The sequence below is a fragment of the Alteromonas sp. ABH4_457 genome (genome assembly GCF_056160625.1).
On sequence record NZ_JBSWXN010000002.1, the window covers coordinates 496,837 to 516,398 of the forward strand.

The following is a 19,562-nucleotide window of genomic DNA, read 5'->3' on the forward strand; positions in this document are numbered from 1 at the left end:
GGCACTGCAAAGTGACCGCCATTTTTATTTCTATAAATCTATCTTGAGAATAGAGGTATTTACATCTGCATGACCAAGAAACAATATGTCATCCTTGTAGGAAACGACCCGCTTATATAAAACCCGCTCTTCCGTACTTGCTACTGTCTCTCCGGTCTCAATATTCACAAAATGAGTTTGTTCGTGAACATGATGCCATTGCAGTAATTCACCCTGGTGCTCAAATATCAGCTTGTTTAACCTTGGCTTTACCCGCTTTTCTCTATCTTCATCGACAATGAAGTTAGTTAAATTATCGACAAAAAAGCAACTACTTTTGCCGGGGAAAACTCTTTCTCCCTGCGATGCGAGCTTAGAAAACTCGCCTTTTAAATTATCAAACCGGTAAATACCTTCTGTAGCTTCAGCCAACATACAATCATCGTTAGAAGCCAGCTCTTTTACCCCAAACTTCTGCAGTAAAACGGGGACATTATTTATAATTTTAAATATGCCGGATCCACCAGCGAGATAGATTTCGCCCTGATGAAATGCAATATGTCTAAAATTCAAATCTGAATTAATATAAATTGAGTTAAAAATGACCTCATCTTTCAATTGCTCGATAACATAACCATTGTTTGTAAGAGCCAAAATTGACAGCACATTTCCTGTATAGACAAAATCTCTTATGCCATTTTCGAGGCTATAGTTAAATTTTCCTGACAAACTTTTAATCACTTCACGGGAAGTATTGCCGAGAGAAAAATAAAGATCGCCGTTTAATATTAACGGATCGTCTATCTTGTTTGCCTGAGGTGGCAGAACTACTGAAGAAGAAACCTCACCGTCTAAAATTTCGCCTTTCAGATCTAATTTCAATAGTGAATTATCATTACTCATCAGATATAGAGCATCATCTGCCAAACCGAAAGAATAGGGCTTCGCTCTGTAATCGTAGATTTTCTGCTGTTGGTCACCTTCAAGATAAACTAACGACATTTGATCCAGATGATTTTCCCGAAGAGTGAAAATTCCATCATTTTTTGCCTTAATGAATACGTCTATAAAAAATGAGTCTCTGTCAGAAGATGCATCTGAGAACGCGGTTTTCTCTAATGTTTCGGATTTCAAATCATAGATATATGGGCTGATAGCCGAGTCACGACTCAGGTTAAACGTGACTAAAAAACGGTCATTATCCAGCCAGTCGAATGAGGGGGACGCATTTTGACGGTTACAAGGTAACTCAGATATCAAACCAGATACTGGTTTTTCATAAATCTTGATTTTACATTCTGCATTTTCAATAACATGTAAAACGGTTCTGCCAGTCTCATTTATTTCAATCCCACGGAAGGCACCTGGGAAATCCGCTTCCGCGAGCTTGACTTTATTTCTATTCTTTACCCGGTAAAGTGAAGAGTCACTTGTTCCTCTCGTTGTTACGTAGAGGTTCGTATCATAAATATCGTAGTCCAGAATATATTCATCAGACTCGAAAACTTTATGGGGTGAAACTGTAGGCTGAGGTGGGGAACTTTCGTAGAAAAGTGAAGCAGATACCCCTGCGAAAACAAGGACCAGCATTGAAAGCAGAAAAGTTGCTATACGTAAGGGACTGAATTTTTTCAGAGGTTTAACCGGAAAAGGTTTTAAGTTCTGAAATTCCAGTTTATACCCTTTACCTCTGACATTTCTGAAAGCATCTTTGTCTTGAAACTTAATGCGCAAACCACTGATGAGTTTACGCAGTGAGTTATGAGTGACAATCCGGTCTCCCCAAACAGCTGCTTCTAAAATACCTGATTCAGCAAAGCCATCCGGAGATTCGACAAAAATCCTTATAGTATCCATTTCCTGAGTAGTCAGTTTAATAAACTCACTACCTTTTCTTGCGGATGAATAATCATCAGCAAGAATAAATCCATTAATTACAATTCGCACAATAATCCTTTTGCGTAGCCAGAAAGCTAAATGCCACAAAAAACGCGAGATTAATTGGCGAAAAGGATCAAATCAAGCACTTTAAGACTTAAGTTATAACTCATTGTTAATTAATAAAATTCACACTAATTCACAATCAGTCACACCGTTTCACTATCGTTAATAACACCTTTTAAAAGATATTTATAGTGCTGTAATAAAAGGCGACGTTTAAATTTTGTCCAGCCTGAAAAAATAAGAGCAGCTGTGAAAGATATTTTTTGATTACATAACGGAATTACACACAATGAGAAAAGTTGGATTAATTACAGCCGCTATCGCACTTTCAACATTAAGCGGATGTGCATCAGTTAATAATGCTGCAGTCGAAAAAAAGAAAAGTGTCGAGCTTTACCGCGTTTTTGATATTAAAACGAACGCAGATCGCTACGTTGTTTCAGAGTCTGCCAGTGACGGTCTTGGCGCAAACGTATCTTCAGCTGACGAGCACAGCCCAATCGTTATGGGTGAAACACCCGAAAAGCCGGGACGATTCAAGCCAGCCAACCCTGTTCAGGATATGGGAGGAGTAGGTGGTGGAATGATGTCATTTGCTATGAAAATGAATCCTGCTCTTGGCAACCAACTGAAAACTGCATCATGTGAAGGCGCTGTTTGGACAGCTACTGCACAGAAAAATGTGAGCAATGCTTTTGATATGTCCTTCAACCTTTGCCTTTGGCATTATCAGGGCGGCTATGCTCTGGACGTTTACGCCAATTACACCAAGAAAGAAGGTGGTGGCTTTTTAGGCGTGGATGGACTAGCCAGAAAAGCAGCCTACGCGATTTCAGGTTCACCGGAAGAGTGGGCTGAGAAGACAGTGTTGGATGTCGTAAGGAAAATAAAAGAAAACACTGGCAGTGAAGTGAAATTTGTAGAAGGTTACCCCCGTCTGAACTCCACTCCATGGCAGGATTCTGGTGAAGTATTCAATGAAGCCGGTTATCTTGCCCCGGTTACCGCTGCACCTAATTAATCTGAATACCAAATCGTATTTAAACATTAAAAACCAGTCAGCTTGCTGACTGGTTTTGTTTTTCACAATGCAAGCAACCATTTCTTTGCACCCACAGCCTGCTGACATTTGTTTATGGAGAAGTACCTATGTCGTCAACTTTAAAATTTATCCCTTTCCTACTTGCACCTCTTTCAACCGCGATTGCAGCTCAAGATATTGAAACCAGTGACCCTGCCGGATTTTTTATCGGTGGTGGTCTGTTTGCAGCATCAAACTCTGATTGCAACTCATGCGATTATACCGGGTCCTACGCCGAGATTGGATACGACTTTAACCAGGTCGTAGGGATTGAAGCAAAGCTTGCCAAAGGTGACGGCGACAATGACTTTGAGCTTTCTATTGGCTATATCGGTCTCAATATCGGCCACGATTTTAATACTGACTGGTTCCGTCTGTATGGGAAAGTCGGATACGCCAATATTGAGGAAACGGTTTCAGTGGAAGATTACTGGTGCTCCTACTATGGCTGTTATGATTCCAGCTACTCTTATGAATTTACTTCTAAAGGCATTACAGCCGGTATCGGCGCCCGGTTCACCTTTTCAGGAAGAGCTTCCGGACTTTATGCCAAAGTAGAATCCGTCGCGATTTCGTTCAGCGATGACAGTGTATCAGCAGCACTCATTGCGGGCCTTGGTTACCGTTTTTAATATCTGCCAGCCGTACTGATTATAATCTGATTTATTTTATGCCCGGCTTTTGCCGGGTTTTATTTATGATGTGAGCTCCGTGTTTCCGGTGACGTAATTTTGTTTTGCAACCATTCGCCATGTGTCTCAGTATGAAACTAAGAAAAGGAGAAAACTGTGCGAAAATTTCTGTTACTCACGCTCATCATGATCACCGGTGGATGTTCAAGTCAGGACTGGCGCAGTGCGTCCAGAGAGCCTGCGGGCATTGCTTATGCGCCGGATAACTTTTCAGACGCGGTTATCGAAGTCTATGCGGCAGATGCATACAGCTGGCGTGGCTGGTTTGCCGTGCATACCTGGATTGCGGTAAAGCCGCAGGATGCACCGGAGTACACAGTGTATGAAGTCACTGGCTGGCGGGTAAAAAGTGGCCTGCCTGCGCTGAGGGAGTACACTACGCCGACGCCGGATCGCTACTGGTATGGAGCAAGGCCGGAGAAAGTCCTTTCGGTTACCGGTGAAAAAGCCAGAGCTTTGCTACCTAAGGTGCAGGAAGCCGTTGCCCGCTATCCCTGGGCAAATGAATATACCCTTTTTCCGGGACCGAACAGCAATACCTTTCCGGCCTGGGTAGGCCTTCAGGTTCCTGAGCTGGAACTGGATATGCCTTTTACCGCAATTGGTTCAGGTTACGCCAGGTAATGTTTGGTTACACTTCGCGGGTGGCTTAACAGCGCGTCAGCATCTACCTTATGAGTGCACCGGACGGACTGGTGCATCAGATTCCTGCTCTTTACAGGTGTGTCTGACGATTCATTAAGGAGTTGTTTTATGTCGTCTTTTTTCAAAGCTGCCCCGCTGTTAGCTTCTGCAGTTGCCGCCGGTTTGTTTGCTCCCTCTGCTTTAGCTTATGAAGACAGTGGTCTTTACGCCGGAGCCGGTTTTTTCACAACTACGTCTGAAGATTGCAGTAGTTGCGGCTACTCCGGTCAATATGTGGAAGCCGGATACGATTTCAACGAAATTACCTCTGTAGAATTCAAATATGGCCGTGAAAAAGGGATGATTACCATTGCTTACGCCGGTTTAAATTTGGGTCACGATTTCAATACAGACTGGTTTCGTTTCTATGGGAAGCTGGGAGTATCGCGGATAGATGAAGACAACGCAGTGATAGACTCCGTTATCTGTAATGAATTTGAATGCATTCCCGGCTCCTACTCTAGTACCTATCGCAGAAATGAGTTTACTGCCGGAATAGGCGCGAGATTCACCTTTTCAGGTAAAGCACAGGGCTTTTATGCCAAGCTCGAATCAACAGCAGTTTCAGACTCTGGCGATGACGTTTCTGCGGCATTGATGGCAGGTGTTGGTTACCGCTTCTGATTTTGCGTGCTGGGAGGCGGTGCTTCCGCCTCTCTCATATTCCTCGTAAAATCATTCGCAAGATCATTCGTAAAATACGATTTCACTCATCGCTTTTTCCCGATATCCGGACCAGCTGGTCAGCGCTATTATAATCTCAACTTCAAACGGGAAGACCTCTTCCTGAACATCTCTCCCGATGTGTTTGAGTTCCCAATCTCATTGCGTTCCACTTCTATGCCAGCCCCGTGCTGGCTTTTTTTTGCCCGAACATTTGTCGCCTGAGCTAATGTAATAAATTCATCGTATTGTGTTTGGTTTATTTGTGTCCGGTATATGGAAAGCAGTGTTATGTGGCGGTATTTTTCAGGTTTGTGTGTTGCTCTTTTTATCAGCACCAGTGCTTCGGGTCAGAGTGAATGGTCTTTTAACGACAAGCTGGATTTACAGGTTCGTTCAGATGCCCGCTCAGACAGAGATCACCGCACGCAATACCGGATCCGCTATTATCCTCAACTCGCTATGGGGGAAAGCTGGAGCCTGAACAGTTTTATTGTCACCGGTAATGACTTCTCTTCAAGCCACAACACCTTGTTTGACGGTAGCAGCCAGCAGCTTCATGTCCGTCGTTTATATGTCAGACATACGTCATCTGCAGGCAAGACGGAGATTGGTATTATTCCCACCTACAAAGGGCGGGTATCTTCCACCGGCTTGTCGAAGGACGGCTGGATTGAAGGTATTCGCCATGTGGTTAATCTGAACAGTCATCACGCCGTAGAACTGGTTGCCGGGCAACTGGATAATCAGGATCCCTCAGATGCTCTGCAACTACCGGCGAAACTGGATTATGCAGAGCTGGAATATTCGGGCCGTTTTTCAGATAAAGCCGGCTTTGAGATCAGTCTGGAGCGCATGACAGGCGGTAATTTTGTCCGCAGTGAATACCGCTATGCCTGGCACCCGCAGCACGAAGTATTTATTGAGTGGATCCAGCGTCTTGACCAGTCACGCAATAAAGCCATAATTGGCGTTGCCGGGGAAGGTGCCATTAAAAACTATCCGCTGTCCTACTTTGTCTACGCTTCCCGGGTTGATGAAGGGCTGGGTTCCCGTGCGGAACTCACCGAGGACTTTCTCGGATACGGTCATGGCTTTTCCGGCGAAATAGGCGGCAGTGCGCTGTTCGCAGAAGATGCAGAATGGTTTATCCGGCTGGACGTGGTGGACAACGTTGAGCGTATTCTCACCGGTTTAAAAATGAAGTTATAAAAAAAGGCCTTCCCGGAGAGAAGGCCAAACAGCAAGAACGCGTACACACTTCAACAGTGCATAATAAAATACGCAGGAGAAAACCCGCGGGTTCAGCAACGATGCATTAAGCATTTTTAATCCTGTTGCTGCGTCATCACCAGCAGTTCGCCTGACGCCCTTGCATCAGATAATGCCCGGTGATGCTGTTCCATATCAATGCCGAAGTGTTTTGTCAGCGCCGCCAGTGAATATGAGGCAAGTCCGGGAAAGGCTTTTCTGGACTCTCTGACAGTACACAACTTGGGCCGCCGGAAAGGCTGCTCAAGACGGGCAAATTCCTGCTTGATAAATCCATAGTCGAAATTAACGTTATGGGCGACAAACACACAGTCGCGGGTAAACGCTTCGATGGATTCAGCTACGTCGGCAAACACCGGTGCACCGGCGACCATGTCATTACTGATCCCGGTCAGCCGGGTAATAGACGAAGGAATGTGTCGCTGCGGATTGATTAGAGACTGCCACTCATCCACCACTACCCCGTTGATAATTTTCACAATGCCGACTTCGGTGATCCGGTGATACTGGCTGTTGCCGCCCGTGGTTTCGATATCAACGACAGCATAGGGCTGCTCCGGGTCACGGTACCAGCTTACCTGCGTTATTTGCACATCAAATCCGGCCTGCTGCAGCTTCTGAATACTGACAAGCTGGTTGCGGCGAAGCTGATCGCCGGGCGCCTTAATTTCTTCAAACCGCAGCGCCCCGTTTTCCACCACCATAATATCGGGAAAACCGTCACGCAGACTGGCAAAGTCCTGCGCCATCATTTTCAGCATGGCTGTCACCTGTGTAACCGGCGCATGCTTCAGCAACCCTTTGACCGGGTCCAGCAATTTTGTTCCCCACAGGAACAGGCTGTTCGATTCACCATAATGGGCAGCGGCCATGGCCGTTACGTGCTTCATCAGTGCGTCTGCAGTAGTAAAACTTGCCAGCAGTTCATCAATTTTTACCGCAAATGACTCGTAGAAAGCATTATTCTTCAGGCTTTGGGGACGCCGGTCGAAGGCAGTTACCGGCGCATCCTCTTCAAACAATAATGTCCAGAACGTGAGGGCAAACAGACTCCGCCACAAGCGATTCTCGGTTCGCCAGGCTTCAGCGCCGTGACGCTGATACCAGGCAATGACGCCCCGTTCAACAGACTGATTCTGACTCTCGTCAAGTTGCAGTGTACGGGATGCGTTGCGCAACATATCCGTCACTATACTGGTGCGCTTCTTATGATATTTACGCTGATAAAAATCTTCTGCGAAAGCCAGCAATGTATCAGAGGGCGGGGAGTCGATAATGCTTTCCAGGCTTTGCTTCACCTCGTCTTTCGACCCTTCTTTGTAAGCTTCCCGAATCCATTTTTCTTTTGCTGTGTCGCCGGGAGACTGCTCAAGAAAAGTCAGTGCAGCCTGCCGGTCGACAGAAAGCAGCTTTGACCCCAGTTTTGCGTGGTATTTTTCCGCCAGCACTGCTGAAATGGTGGAGAAGGTTTCCGGCACGGGGGCTTTTGCTGCTGCCAGACAGGCCTCATCATCAAGAAAATCCAGTTCGCCGGTGCGTGAAGCATAGTAAAAAGCAGCGCCGGCATCCTCCGGCAATTCGAAGCGTGCCTGATCAGACACAGCCTGGCCCCGCGTACGCATAATACCGAGATCACGCATGGAAAACTGATTCAGCCGCCCTTTGATGTTGCCGAAGAACAGAAACAGCAAATAACGCATAGTGGCATCGAAGCGGCAAAACAGTAAATGCTCCACCGACAATGACGCCGGCCAGCCATGACGTTTTATGCCATCGAATAAGCCTGCCATCAGTACACTTTTTTTAGCTGAAGCAGGCTGACCGCTGATCCCGAGATCATGCAGATATTGAAGAATATCAGCCTTGGTCAGCATACCGGCCAGTTCCTGCAGCGGCGCTTCTGTTACACACCCGAACCAGCCGGAGGCGGAAAGCGCATCTATTTGCTGCTGCGGATGCGGTATTTCTTCGTAGTAGAAATGCTCACGGTTGATGATGGCGTATTTGCGGTTTGCTGCACGGGCGATGATGCATTGCTGCGGTTCCGGCAGTGCATTGAAATCCTCAATAAAACGCCGCGCACTGTCGTCCAGCAATGCGCCACTGGCACCGTCGAAAAAGGACAAAAACTCTCGGAAGTGATCAAGATAATATTTTTCAGGCAACGTTTTACGCATCATCTGCACCGGATACTGTACACCTGACCAAGTGTATATTTATACAGCCACTTTAATCAACCCGCCGGATGCAGTTTCCTTACAATCCGGTTATCTGTTTTCTTCGTATATCAAAGGTTAGCAACATCATTTTAATCAGTTATCCGGAGTGGTTATGAGTCTGACGACCCCTAAGTTATTTCACTGCCCCTATTGCATGGAGCCGAATGAAGTAGAAATTGATGAGCAGAACGATATCAATGTTATGCAGGTACTGGATTGCCAGGTCTGCTGTCAGCCTATTGAAATGACAGTGTACAGTGACGGCGACAACTTAACTGTGCAGGTTGAGCAGGAGAATGCCTGATATGACTGACCCGTCCATGCGGCATTTTTCCTCTGCTGCTATTAATGAGCTGGAAAAACAGACCCGAACGAACCTGATCAACTGCTTGTCAGGCTACAAAGGGGCCAACCTTGTAGGCACCACTGACGGTAAACGGGATAACCTGGCCATTATCAGCTCTGTATTTCACGTGGGGGCGCATCCTCCTCTTCAGGGCATGTTGTTACGTCCGCACACTGTGCCACGGCAAACGCTGGAAAATATTCGTGAAACCGGTGTGTACACCATTAATGCAGTCAGCGCCGGCTGGACAGATAAAGCTCACCAGACTTCTGCCCGCTATGATGAACACACCAGTGAGTTTGATGCCACGGGCTTAACACCGCTGAAAGAAGACGGATTCGCCGCGCCTTTCGTCGCTCAAAGTCCTTTGCGTATGGCCATGGCGGCAGAAGAAATAACCACGCTGCAATGTAATAAGACAGTACTGGTCATTGGCAGGGTGCTTGATATTTACGTGATGGAGGGGGCCACCGGTGAGGACGGACAACTGGATTTGGAGAAAATGAATCTTGCCTGTATCAGCGGGCTGGATACTTACCACCGTGCGGAACCCATCGCCCGTTATGCCTATGCGAAACCGGACAAACCCGTCACGCTGGCAGGTAAAAACGCGTAAATGCACAGGTCCTGCGGTGAAGAAAAGTTAATCTACATCAAATATGTGACGGAACGATTTGGCAGTCCCGTAAATGTGTCGTATAACTATTGTCATGGTAAACCTGTCATCGCGGCAGGTTTTTTACGTTATAAGACCAAATAAAAACAAATCATTCTCGTTTAAGCTTTATGGGAGCAAATTATGAGTAATGTGAACCGTCGTGATTTCCTAAAACTGTCAGGCACCACACTGATCGGTTTGACGTTAGGTGGCACTGCACTTCGCGCACAGGCACAGGAGCAACTGCAGACCGACGACCCCACAGCACAGGCATTGAAATATACCCCGAAATCAACGGTGGAAGGGTCTCAGTGCGGTAATTGCATGTACATTCAGGGTGAGGACGGACAAGCTCACCGTCCCTGCGCCATTTTCCCGGGTAAACTGGTTAACACCAACGGCTGGTGCAGTGCCTGGGTAAAACGTCCGGGCTAAGTTTGAACCCGGACAGTTGGATCAGCGGGGTAATACCCGCTGAAGCCAGCCTCCCGGCACACACCAGCGCCATACAAATGCCAGCGCATCCTGCTGATAAGTAAACAGCAAAGACACCAGTACCGCTGCCACATGCAGCAATCCGCACCACACAACCAGTCCGATTTCAGTTTGCCAGCCGGCTATCGCCGGAAACGTCGCTACAGTCAGAAAACACACTGCCAGCGTCTGAAATATCAGCCTGCCCCAGGGCACATTTTCAATCTCATCACCGGTGACCGCACGGAAATGTTTCGGATTAGCCATAGAAAAGTGCAGGAAACCGGCAATGCACAGCAGTAAACACAGAAATGTCATCATGCTGTCTGCTCCCCGGTGCTGCCCGCTTCCGGTGCAGGCCGTCTCCGGCGGGCAGGGCTGTCTTTGCGGCCTGACGGCGCGCGTTTAGATTTAGGTTCAGCTTTGAGTTTACTCACCGCATACCAGGCCAGCGCGGCCAGGATAAGACAGGCTGCATCGAATATGATCCTTAACGTATCAGGCACCAGAACAGGTGATGTAGCGACATCCAGCAACGGAATGAAAGTAAATAGTACTGCAGCTGCCAGCGTTTGCCAGAGCCAGCCTTTACGGTCGCGTCTGAACAATCCGGCTACCACACAAAGCCCCCACACAATGAAAAAGCTGCGTATTTCCCAGTCACTGCGTGTCGCCAATTCTGCAGGCAACAGGCGGTTCGCCCAGAAATAAGCACCGGTAGCCACCATCAGCCCGGCAATAGCACCAATGTTCGTGCCTCTCACCAGTTCGAAGCCTCTGCGTCCCATTTGTTTTTTGGCGCGCTTCTCTACCCAAAGGATAGAACCGGTCCCCACCATTAACGTGCCCAGAATACCGGCAAAAAAGAGCAGCCAGCGGGTAACACTGTCGGCAAAACGGGCCTGATGCAGCATGTCCATATAGTTATAAATTGCCTGGCTGGTATTCGGTGCAGAAGACGCCTCTTCTACTTTCAGAATTTCACCTTCAGAGTTAAAAACCAGCCCGCTGTTCCCGCCACGACCGGCGGATAACTCAACACGGTTGGGACCGGATACAGAAAGTGTCGCTTTATCTGTGCCCGGATTTTTAATGGTGATGCGGTCAGCAGGTACGCCCCATTCAGCAGAAGCACTGGCCATAACCTGTGCCAGCAGGGCGCTATTGTCCACAACTGGCGCTGCAGGCTTATGTTGTACTGCCCGCGCTTGCGGTGCGCCCCGTTGCGGCCCGCCCTGTCCCTGCGGACCTCCGCCACCGGGAGGACCACCATGTCCGCCACCACTGCCGTTCCACGGAAGCAAAGTGCCTCCTAACAGTAACAAGCCGGAGAATGTGATCATCAGATGAAATGGCAGCGCCAGCACGGATGCCAGAACGTGCCCGTCTATCCAGGAAAGCAGCTTCTTCTTTGGCCTGAACATGAAAAAATCTGCAAAGATTTTACGGTGCATGATCACGCCGCTGACAATACCAATGAGCATCATCATGCTGACAATGCCGACGAAGGTCTCACCTGCAGCACGCGGTACGCCGTATAGTTCAAAGTGGAAGCGGTACAGAAAATTGCCACCGGCGGTTTCTCTCGGTGTCAGCTCCTCACCGGTAGACGCATCCAGGACGGCACGTTGCGAACGCATTTGCTGGCGATTTTCCCCGCCATTACGCCAGCTTGCACTGACTGTTTCTTCTCTGGGTCCCGGTAAAGAAATTTGCCATTCCTGAGCCCCCGTGGCCTTGCCCTGCAAATAGCGGTAAGCCACTTCAGCGCTGTTCTCAGCCGGCACAGACACATGTAATTCAGGCTGCATCCAGTGAGTAATTTCACTTCTGAAAAATGCCAGCGTACCGGTAAAAAATATCGCGAACAGGATCCAGCCCGCGGTGATGCTGCTCCATGTATGCAGCCAGGTCATCGACTGTCTGAGTGAACCTTTCATTGCCGTCTTCCCTTCATGACGCTACACCGGACCACACCAGCCCCCACGCCATGACGTTAATTGCCAGCGCGGTGATGAAGGCTTTTACATGGTTATTGATGGCGAATATCCAGATGATATAAACCGTCCATGCAAGGAAAAACACCATACGGATAAAGGCAATTTCCTGGCGGCCGGACACCTCTGACCCGGCCGCCAGCAACAAACTGATTGCGGTAGCCGCCGCATAACCACCCGCCACCGCCAGAATGACTCTGACAGTTACCGTAAAGGCAGGTGCTGAATAGAAAGGGAGATGTTGTGTTGTCATTATGATGCGTTCTTCACAATATTTTCCAGAGACTGAATATTGCTCAGCAAATCACTGCGTCCCGGATTCGATTTGTACACCTGACGAAGCAACGTCAGTGCATCAGCGTAAGCGTTCTGATTAATGGCGACCTGTGCCCGTCCCAGCATGGCCCGTTCTTTATATTCGGGGAGTGCTTCGGCACGCAGGTAATACATTTTTGCACGTTCGTCTTTCTTCTCTTTACGCAGAAGTGCTGCCAGCGTCATCAGCGCATCACCGTTCGCCGGCGCGGCTTTAATAGCAGTCAGCAGGTAGTCCTGCGCTTTACTGTTCTGATCCTTCGCAATGGCGAGGTTCGCCTTCATAACGTTCAGCATTGCTGTGTTACTGCTATCAAGGCGTTTAGCGTTTTTATCCAATGTACTGACCAGAGCACCCAGGTTTTGCCAGTCCTGACTGGCCGCCAGCCAGTTGGCAATACTTAACATGGTCTCTGCGCCATCACTGTTGCCGGCCAGCAAAGTACTGACGTTATCGTTAAGCAGCGCAACCGCACGATGCGGACTGCCGGACTTCACATGAAGTTTTGCCAGAGTCGTGAGATTTTCCGCACGCTTTTCCCCCAGAGACAGCGCCGTTTCCAGGCTGCTGATAGCAGTGAGATCATCCTGACTTTTCATCGCAATCTGACTGCGTTGCAGCCATAACCTTGCGCTGTCTGGCTTTTCACTGAGCATTTCTCCCACCAGTGAAGACGCCTGGGGAAGTGCGTCACTGGCAATCAGCGCAAACAGCAGCCCCTGCGCCCACTGGGCATTACCGGGTTCCAGCATCATGGCATTCTGGTAGGCTGCGGTAGCACTGCGGGGTTTTTCCAGTTGCAGGTTAAGGTATCCGAGCTGGCCATACACCTGACTGTCAGACACCCCGAGTGCCAGCGAAGCCACCACATGTTCACGGGCCTTTTCGTAAGACTCATCAAGCATATAAATCATGCTCAGGCCACGGTGTGAAGTTGACGATGAAGGATCTTCCTTTAACGCCAGTTCGAAGTGTTTTTTCGCTTCACTGTTTTTCTTTAAGCTTAAAAACACCTGGCCCATCATTTCATGCAGCATGGCACTGACTTTTTCGTGTTCCTGACGGTAGGTGTTCCAGGCTTGCTCTACGCCTTTGAAATCCTGCTTTTGCAGCAACGGCTGTACGTTGTGAAAGAACTCACCTTCGTCACGGTTTACTCTGTTCCTGTGGGCATCGCTTTTACCGGCGCGGTAACTGAATTCCCAGACCGGTTCGTCCAGCGATACTTTAACCTCTGCCTGCGCGCCTGCTGTGAAAGCAAGTAGTAACGCACAACATCCTAATCGTTTAAACGTGAATTTTTTCATTATGCTTCAATCTCCACAGGCCAGATAAATCTTGCTCTGACAGCGTGATCGGCTTTGTGCGGAGCAGTGAATTTACTGCCTTTCACAAAGCGCTGAATTTCCTTATTAAGTTCATGATGCGGGTTGTCGACGATATCAATCAGGGTGACGTCACCCTTCTCATCAATCATTACATCCAGCTTCACCACAACCCGTTCAATACCGCGATGTTTCAGTTTTTTCGGGAACCGGATTTTTACCGGAGTCAGCAAGGTAGGCTTGCCGTCCAGTTCACTGAGAGCGTAAGCCTCCCAGTCTATTTCCGGTACAGCCCAGTCAGGTTGCGCCATTGCCACGTCCGGCCGCTCCGGTTTATCAATTTCAATTTCCGGATCCACCTGAATATCCGCCATCGATACAGGCGCACCAGCACCTTCCACCTGCATATTCACATCTGCCTGCTCAGTCACCTGCTGACTTTGCGGGGGCGGCGGCGGGGGCGGCTGTGCAATGGCGATATCAAGCTGTCTGACTTCAAGCTCAGGGCCGTCTTCACTGTTGAGGTAATAACCCAGAGTCAGTATTCCCAGCGACACCACCATGACACCGCCGCTGAGTAAAAATGCTGAAAGTTGCTTTTTCATTCTGCATCCTCACAATTTTGCTGTGGCAATGTTGACGTCAACAGCACCGGCCATTTTGGCGGCATCAATCACTTCCACCAGCAGATCTGTCGACACGGTTTTATCTACCTGCAGTACCACCGGACGCACTTCCTGCACCATCAGTTGCTCTACCGTTCCCCGTACCCCGGCAACACCGATGTTGGTGCTGTCGTACATCACCTCACCATTAGCAGTGATGGCAATAAGAATGGACATCTGGTCAAGCTTTTGTGCCGAGATGGCCTGGGGCTTATCTACTTCGACCCCGGTTTCTTTAACGAACACCGTGGAAACGATGAAGAAAATCAACAGGATAAACACCACATCCAGCAGTGGTGACATATCAATAGACTGAATGGGTTGTGCTTCCAGCCGGCGTTGTAATCGACTAGCCATGTTTCACCTCACCTTCCTGCGTATCGTGCAGATGTCCTTTCACATATGACAAACATAACCAGCCCGGGATAGCCATCACCAGCCCCAGCTGAGTTGTAAATAACGCATCGGCAATACCTGCAGACACGATTTGACTGTCAGCCCCGTCGGTCATCATGCCGGTAAAGCTGCCCTGTAATCCCATGATGGTGCCAAGCAGCCCCATCAGCGGCAACGCCCCTACCAGCACGGACGGCGTCATTAACGGGTCGCTGTCTTTATTGCGAACGTCCTTGTCGAACCGGTTCAGGTACAGCATCCAGATTTGCTGAAAGGCAAACCAGCCGGTCAGTACCATGACCCAGCACAAGGGGTTGCCGGTGAATAATTCAATCATCAGCCTGCTCCGGATGGATGTCCGGCCCCTGACAATTCAGTGTCAGTATCCCGCGCCTGCGCATCAAGCTCTTCCTGATGACTGTTGCCCTCGTCGCCACTTAAAATAAGTGCAAAGTTCTCCAGTTCTGTGTAGTACTGGCGCGCTTTGCGGCTAAGGAGAGCATTCAGGATCAGTGCAGGAATAGCGACGATCAAACCCAGCTCCGTTGTCACCAGTGCTTTGGCGATACCGCCGGAAATCACTTCAGGGTCGCTTGAGCCGAATGATGTCATCATGCGGAAGGTTTCGATCATTCCGCTTACCGTTCCCAGTAGTCCCAGCAGCGGAGCCACAGCGGCAGTAACAGCCACAGCATTGATCCACTTATCCAGGGTCTGACGGTCTTGTTGCAGTTGTACGAACAGCTGATCGTCACGGTCACGGAACGTTACCGCCTGCTCAGCAATTTTAAGTAAATCTTCCTGCATGCCTTTAAATTGGGCACGCGCCGCGCCACCTGACTGCAGAATCTTATCCAGCATCGCCTGGGACCGCACCGGAATCACTTTAGGCAGACGGAGCAGTTGCACCACTTTAAGCAGACCAATAACAGTGGCAATCAACGCGAACAGTAAAATAGGGACTACCCAGATACCGCCTTTCACCACATGTTCAATCACACCTTCGTTTGCAGACTCACGGGTAAGTGCACGGCCAAGGGTCGGGTCCAGGACAACGGTGCCCGCCTGCTCCTGCATGGTTGCCGCCAGTCCTGAAGGCAACATCCCTTTGGTTTGCAGTCTGCCGGATACGGTTTCAGCCAGTCCTACCGCATCATTGTGTTTAAACCAGGTAACCGGTCCTACCGAGAGGGACGGTACACTGGCCAGTTCACCGTTTTCCAGCACCAGCGTACGGGGCTGCCAGCCGGGAAGAGAGGCGGTTTTCACTGCAGCGTCAGACACAGCCGCCATTTTCGCGGCGGTATCCATGGCGTTGACTTCATTAAACGGTAAGCCCTGCTGTTGCAGGAAACGGTTGAGCAGGTTCTGTTGGTAGGTTTGCTGCTCTTTCCATTCAGATAAGCGTTCTTCCAGCTTGCTCAGACTCAGTGTTTTTTCATCTGCGAGACGGCGGGCGACCGCAGTCTTGTCCCGTAAAGACATCACGTCTTTTTCTAACTGACTGAGGGTGGAGGACAACGAAACCCGCTCTTTTACGATGCGTGATTCCGCGCTGTTCAGACTGCGCTTCGCGCTTTCAATTTTGTTCAGCATGTCCTGCTGCTGTGCACCGGCACCAGCAGAGGCCCACGCCAGCATAATAAGTAGTAAAGTTCTTTTCATCTTAACGACCTCCGCCACTTACCGGATTTTGCGCAGTAAAAGGCAAAGGCAGTGCAATAAATTCAGGTTGCTGACGTCGCTCGAAAACCGCCAGTGCGCGGCTGATGGCTTCACCATCAACACTGTCATCGAAGTGCCATGTCCATTGTCCGTTCTCCGGGTAGCCGGAACCGGCCACACTACCGTCGTTGTTTGCAAACCAGGCCAGCTGTGACCCCAGATATAACTGTTTCACCACCACTTCTTTACCGTCAGGCGCCGTGAGCACGTCTTCGTTTACTGTGAGCTTGCTGTCGAATTGTTCCAGCCGGGATAATTTAGCCAGTGCGACCTGCAAAATTTGCGAAGGGTTGTCGCCACCGTCACCGGCCAGCGCAGCATCTTCCTTGTCCCAGTTGAACTTCAGGGGAGGTGGCAGACTTTCATATAAACTATTGATGCGGGTAACCAGAGAAGATAATGCACCTGTTACATCAGCCTGCTGACTTTCAAGGGTGTTTTGTTCGGCCAGCAGAGCATTCCGGCGGGCATCCACGTCATCCTGTGAATCATTACTTGTCGCAAGAATCTTCTGCAACTGCGATTTTTCAGCTTTCAGCAGGTCGATCCGCTGACGGACCACCGGTTCCTGTTCCTGCCAGTCCATGACCAGCTTGCGCTCCTGCGCCTCAATGTGCAGCCACTGGCGGGTCAGTCCGTCCATATCATCTGTCACGGCAGCCATGGCGTTACCGGTCAATAGTGATGCAGTAAGCAAAATACCGGCACTGCATGTAGCCGGTATTCTCAGATGCCCCATTTGCATTGTCTTCATTCCCGTTCCCTTCATTACTAAAAACCGGTAACACAAACACTGTGTTACCGGCTGGTATCATCAAAAGTGGTAAGTTGCCGACAGCAGCCAGTTACGGCCCGGCTCGTTATAGGTATTCGCCCCTGCGTTAGTTTGCGTACCTTCACGTAAAATCGTTTTATCAAACAGGTTCTTCACTGAGATGGTAAAATCGATGTTTTTGTAGGTATACACACTGTTCAGGTTAACGATGGTGTAAGGGTCACGCGGTTCAGGATTTTCAATATCTGCACCACTGGTCGTGCTGGTTGTCGGGCTTTCTGTTTCGCCGTAATGCTGGGCGCTGGCAACCAGTTCCCAGTTTTCTGTGACAGTCCATGCTACCTGCGTATTAATCGTGTAATCAGGCACGATAGACAGCGGCTGACCGGTTTCTTTGTCTTCCGATTCAATCATCACTGTGGCATTCACAGACCATTCGATGTCGTCAGTAAACGGCACAAGCAGGTTACCTTCCAGACCTTCAATAACGGCTTCCGGCGTGTTGTACCACTGGAAAACCTGAACAGTACCGCCACGGCTACCTTCCAGCACATAAATCGGTGCGGTATTTCCGGTCACGATTTTGTTTTTATAATCGTTGTGGAAATACGTTAACCCGGCATTGATGCCATCATCATTACCAGCGTAGTTAATACCGATTTCTTTGTTTACCGACGTTTCATGTTCCAGATCCGGGTTACCCAGAATTGAACAGCCGCTTCCCTGGCTGGGGTAATCCACCGGACAACCGTTACCCCGGGTGGTATAAACATAATTCGGGTTAGTCTGATACAGGTTTGGTGCTTTGAACGCACGGCTGATACCAGCCTGGAAAGAAATTTCAGACGTTGACTGCCAGCTCATGTTCAGGCTGGGAGACGCGTTGTTGCCCGCTACGCTGTGGTGATCTAAACGTACGCCCGGCGTCAGCATAATGTCATCGGTCAGAACGATGTTGTCCTCGACGTACAGGCCGAACAATTCTGAGCTCATGTGAGGGTCGCGGTCGGCTGCGTCAATGTCAGTACCATCAATAACAACGCCGTCAGCTACATTAATACCGGCCTGATTAGACGACGCATCATCCTGACGTTCACCACGGAATTCGGCACCCACTGTCATAGTCTGGGCTTTTCCGAACAGATCCAGCGGAATGTTCCACTCAGATTTTGCAGTCAGATTGCGCAGCATGATTGTCACGGTTTCACCGGTCTCGGTGTTGAAGCGACCTTCCGTACCACCGGCCAGCCCCTCGCTCAAACGGGTGTTATCTGTTTCTTCAAACTGGATGTAAGAGAAAGAGTCGCCAAAATCGAACGTTCCACGATGGGTACCGGAAAGTGTTTTACGTCTTACAACGTTGGTTTCCTGGCCAATGTATAACTGACTTTGCGCGTTATCTACGCCCTGGAATGCGTTGTCGCCGGCGTATTCATTACCCTGACGGCTGTAAGCCGCTTCTACTTCCCAGGTACTGGTTTCGTCCTGGTCAAAGCGAACCAGCGTACGGAAGTCAATATTCTCAACACCTTCAGAGCCGGCAGCAACGTTACTGTCTTCAACGGTGGCATCGCGGTTGATGTCAGGAGAATCACCTTCCTGTTTGTTGTAGTTCAGCACGGTACGGTGAGAGAAGCGCTCAGATAACGGGCCGCTGACCACAACATCTGCGCGTTTATTGCCACCTTCCAGCGAATTTTCAGGAATTTCGGTTTGTACTGTAATGCTGCCTGCTGCTACATCCGGTTTTTTAGTAATGATGTTAATGACACCACCGGAAGCACCTGAGCCGTAACGGGCCGCCGCAGGACCACGGATAACTTCGATGCTTTCAATGGCTTCAGGTGGTACCCAGTTACTGTCACCACGGGTATTACGTTCGCCCGAGCGACCCATTTTGACAGCGTTGCGGGAAAGCACAGGCTTACCGTCGATAAGAATCAGGGTATTTTCCGGGCCCATGCCGCGGATATCAATTTGACGGTTATTACCATACTGTCCGGTGCTGGAGTTACCGGTCAGGTTGATACCCGGCATAGTTTTAACCAGCTCGGAGATGTCATTGGTAACCGGACGACGTTTGAAATCTTCTGCTGTAATAACCGACACACCCTGGGCTTGTTTAAGCTCTTCTGAAGCGGCTTGAACAACAGTGGTGTCGAGGGTTTCTAATTCTTCATTTTCTTGCGCGAAAACAGCGGCTGATAAGCCGGGAAATAATGACGTGAGCAGTACTATCTTACCTAATTTAGGCATTACTTTTTCCTTGAAACTCAGAGTGTTTTTATGTGGATGAAAAATAACTTACGAGAACACGGGAATACCGGCGGGTGAAAACGCTCTTCTAATCT

20 protein-coding genes are annotated in these 19,562 nt (G+C 49.2%); 8 read left to right on the top strand and 12 right to left on the bottom strand.

From position 1 onward, the window contains the following. Positions 1–30: 30 nt before the first annotated feature. Positions 31–1,926 carry a winged helix-turn-helix domain-containing protein gene (locus tag ACXAGR_RS05310; protein WP_474848567.1) on the bottom strand — a complete coding sequence of 632 codons (1,896 nt, stop codon included), beginning with the start codon at positions 1,924–1,926 and terminating at the stop codon, positions 31–33. Positions 1,927–2,212: 286 nt separating this feature from the next. Between ACXAGR_RS05310 and ACXAGR_RS05315 the strand changes: the two genes are divergently transcribed. From ACXAGR_RS05315 to ACXAGR_RS05335, 5 genes are all read left to right on the top strand, one after another. Then, complete coding sequence (locus ACXAGR_RS05315) at positions 2,213–2,944, top strand: hypothetical protein (RefSeq protein ID WP_474848569.1); 732 nt, start codon at positions 2,213–2,215, stop codon at positions 2,942–2,944. Between the two features lie 128 nt (positions 2,945–3,072). Beyond that, positions 3,073–3,636, top strand: coding sequence for a porin family protein (locus ACXAGR_RS05320; RefSeq protein ID WP_474848571.1), 564 nt, complete (start codon positions 3,073–3,075; stop codon positions 3,634–3,636). 186 nt (positions 3,637–3,822) lie between these two features. Further along, positions 3,823–4,320, top strand: a complete 498-nt coding sequence (locus ACXAGR_RS05325; protein WP_474848823.1) for a DUF3750 domain-containing protein — start codon at positions 3,823–3,825, stop codon at positions 4,318–4,320. Between the two features lie 129 nt (positions 4,321–4,449). Continuing rightward, a complete protein-coding gene (locus ACXAGR_RS05330; RefSeq protein WP_474848573.1) occupies positions 4,450–5,004 on the top strand; it encodes an outer membrane beta-barrel protein in 555 nt (184 codons plus the stop codon). Between the two features lie 330 nt (positions 5,005–5,334). Then, entirely contained in the window at positions 5,335–6,255 is a 921-nt protein-coding gene (locus tag ACXAGR_RS05335; protein WP_474848575.1) for a hypothetical protein, read from the top strand. A gap of 116 nt (positions 6,256–6,371) precedes the next feature. Here ACXAGR_RS05335 and ACXAGR_RS05340 read toward each other — a convergent pair whose 3' ends face one another. Then, positions 6,372–8,492: an exonuclease domain-containing protein gene (locus tag ACXAGR_RS05340; RefSeq protein ID WP_474848825.1), complete on the bottom strand. Its 2,121-nt coding sequence runs from the start codon at positions 8,490–8,492 to the stop codon at positions 6,372–6,374. Between the two features lie 154 nt (positions 8,493–8,646). Here ACXAGR_RS05340 and ACXAGR_RS05345 point away from each other — a divergent pair, with 154 nt between their 5' ends. The 3 genes from ACXAGR_RS05345 to ACXAGR_RS05355 all read left to right on the top strand — a co-directional run bounded on the left by ACXAGR_RS05345 (position 8,647) and on the right by ACXAGR_RS05355 (position 9,973). Next, a complete protein-coding gene (locus tag ACXAGR_RS05345; protein WP_119503069.1) occupies positions 8,647–8,838 on the top strand; it encodes a zinc ribbon domain-containing protein in 192 nt (63 codons plus the stop codon). A gap of 1 nt (position 8,839) precedes the next feature. Beyond that, positions 8,840–9,496 carry a flavin reductase family protein gene (locus tag ACXAGR_RS05350; protein WP_474842065.1) on the top strand — a complete coding sequence of 219 codons (657 nt, stop codon included), beginning with the start codon at positions 8,840–8,842 and terminating at the stop codon, positions 9,494–9,496. A gap of 183 nt (positions 9,497–9,679) precedes the next feature. Next, positions 9,680–9,973, top strand: a complete 294-nt coding sequence (locus ACXAGR_RS05355; RefSeq protein ID WP_119503070.1) for a high-potential iron-sulfur protein — start codon at positions 9,680–9,682, stop codon at positions 9,971–9,973. Positions 9,974–9,994: 21 nt separating this feature from the next. Here the strand turns inward: ACXAGR_RS05355 and ACXAGR_RS05360 are convergent, their stop codons facing one another. Genes ACXAGR_RS05360 through ACXAGR_RS05405 form a run of 10 tightly spaced genes read right to left on the bottom strand, consistent with a single transcriptional unit; the run spans position 9,995 to position 19,467 of the window. Next, a complete protein-coding gene (locus ACXAGR_RS05360) occupies positions 9,995–10,333 on the bottom strand; it encodes a DUF3325 domain-containing protein (protein ID WP_474848577.1) in 339 nt (112 codons plus the stop codon). Further along, positions 10,330–11,952: a PepSY-associated TM helix domain-containing protein gene (locus tag ACXAGR_RS05365; protein ID WP_474848579.1), complete on the bottom strand. Its 1,623-nt coding sequence runs from the start codon at positions 11,950–11,952 to the stop codon at positions 10,330–10,332. Before ACXAGR_RS05365 ends, ACXAGR_RS05360 begins: the two co-directional genes overlap by 4 nt. 13 nt (positions 11,953–11,965) lie before the next feature. Then, positions 11,966–12,262, bottom strand: coding sequence for a hypothetical protein (locus ACXAGR_RS05370; RefSeq protein WP_474848581.1), 297 nt, complete (start codon positions 12,260–12,262; stop codon positions 11,966–11,968). Beyond that, the gene (locus tag ACXAGR_RS05375; protein WP_474848583.1) at positions 12,262–13,632 is read right to left on the bottom strand and encodes a tetratricopeptide repeat protein; all 1,371 of its coding nucleotides are present in this window, start codon (positions 13,630–13,632) and stop codon (positions 12,262–12,264) included. The genes ACXAGR_RS05370 and ACXAGR_RS05375 overlap by 1 nt, the downstream gene beginning before the upstream one ends. Further along, entirely contained in the window at positions 13,632–14,255 is a 624-nt protein-coding gene (locus ACXAGR_RS05380; protein ID WP_474848585.1) for an energy transducer TonB, read from the bottom strand. Before ACXAGR_RS05380 ends, ACXAGR_RS05375 begins: the two co-directional genes overlap by 1 nt. Positions 14,256–14,264: 9 nt before the next feature. Further along, entirely contained in the window at positions 14,265–14,672 is a 408-nt protein-coding gene (locus tag ACXAGR_RS05385) for an ExbD/TolR family protein (RefSeq protein WP_119503075.1), read from the bottom strand. Further along, on the bottom strand, positions 14,665–15,048 hold the full coding sequence (locus ACXAGR_RS05390) for a MotA/TolQ/ExbB proton channel family protein (RefSeq protein WP_474842076.1): 384 nt from the start codon (positions 15,046–15,048) through the stop codon (positions 14,665–14,667). The genes ACXAGR_RS05385 and ACXAGR_RS05390 overlap by 8 nt, the downstream gene beginning before the upstream one ends. Beyond that, positions 15,048–16,376: a MotA/TolQ/ExbB proton channel family protein gene (locus tag ACXAGR_RS05395; RefSeq protein WP_474842078.1), complete on the bottom strand. Its 1,329-nt coding sequence runs from the start codon at positions 16,374–16,376 to the stop codon at positions 15,048–15,050. The genes ACXAGR_RS05390 and ACXAGR_RS05395 overlap by 1 nt, the downstream gene beginning before the upstream one ends. A 1-nt stretch (position 16,377) precedes the next feature. Beyond that, entirely contained in the window at positions 16,378–17,190 is an 813-nt protein-coding gene (locus tag ACXAGR_RS05400) for a DUF3450 family protein (protein ID WP_474842080.1), read from the bottom strand. Positions 17,191–17,250: 60 nt separating this feature from the next. Next, complete coding sequence (locus ACXAGR_RS05405; RefSeq protein ID WP_474842082.1) at positions 17,251–19,467, bottom strand: FepA family TonB-dependent siderophore receptor; 2,217 nt, start codon at positions 19,465–19,467, stop codon at positions 17,251–17,253. Positions 19,468–19,562: the final 95 nt, after the last annotated feature.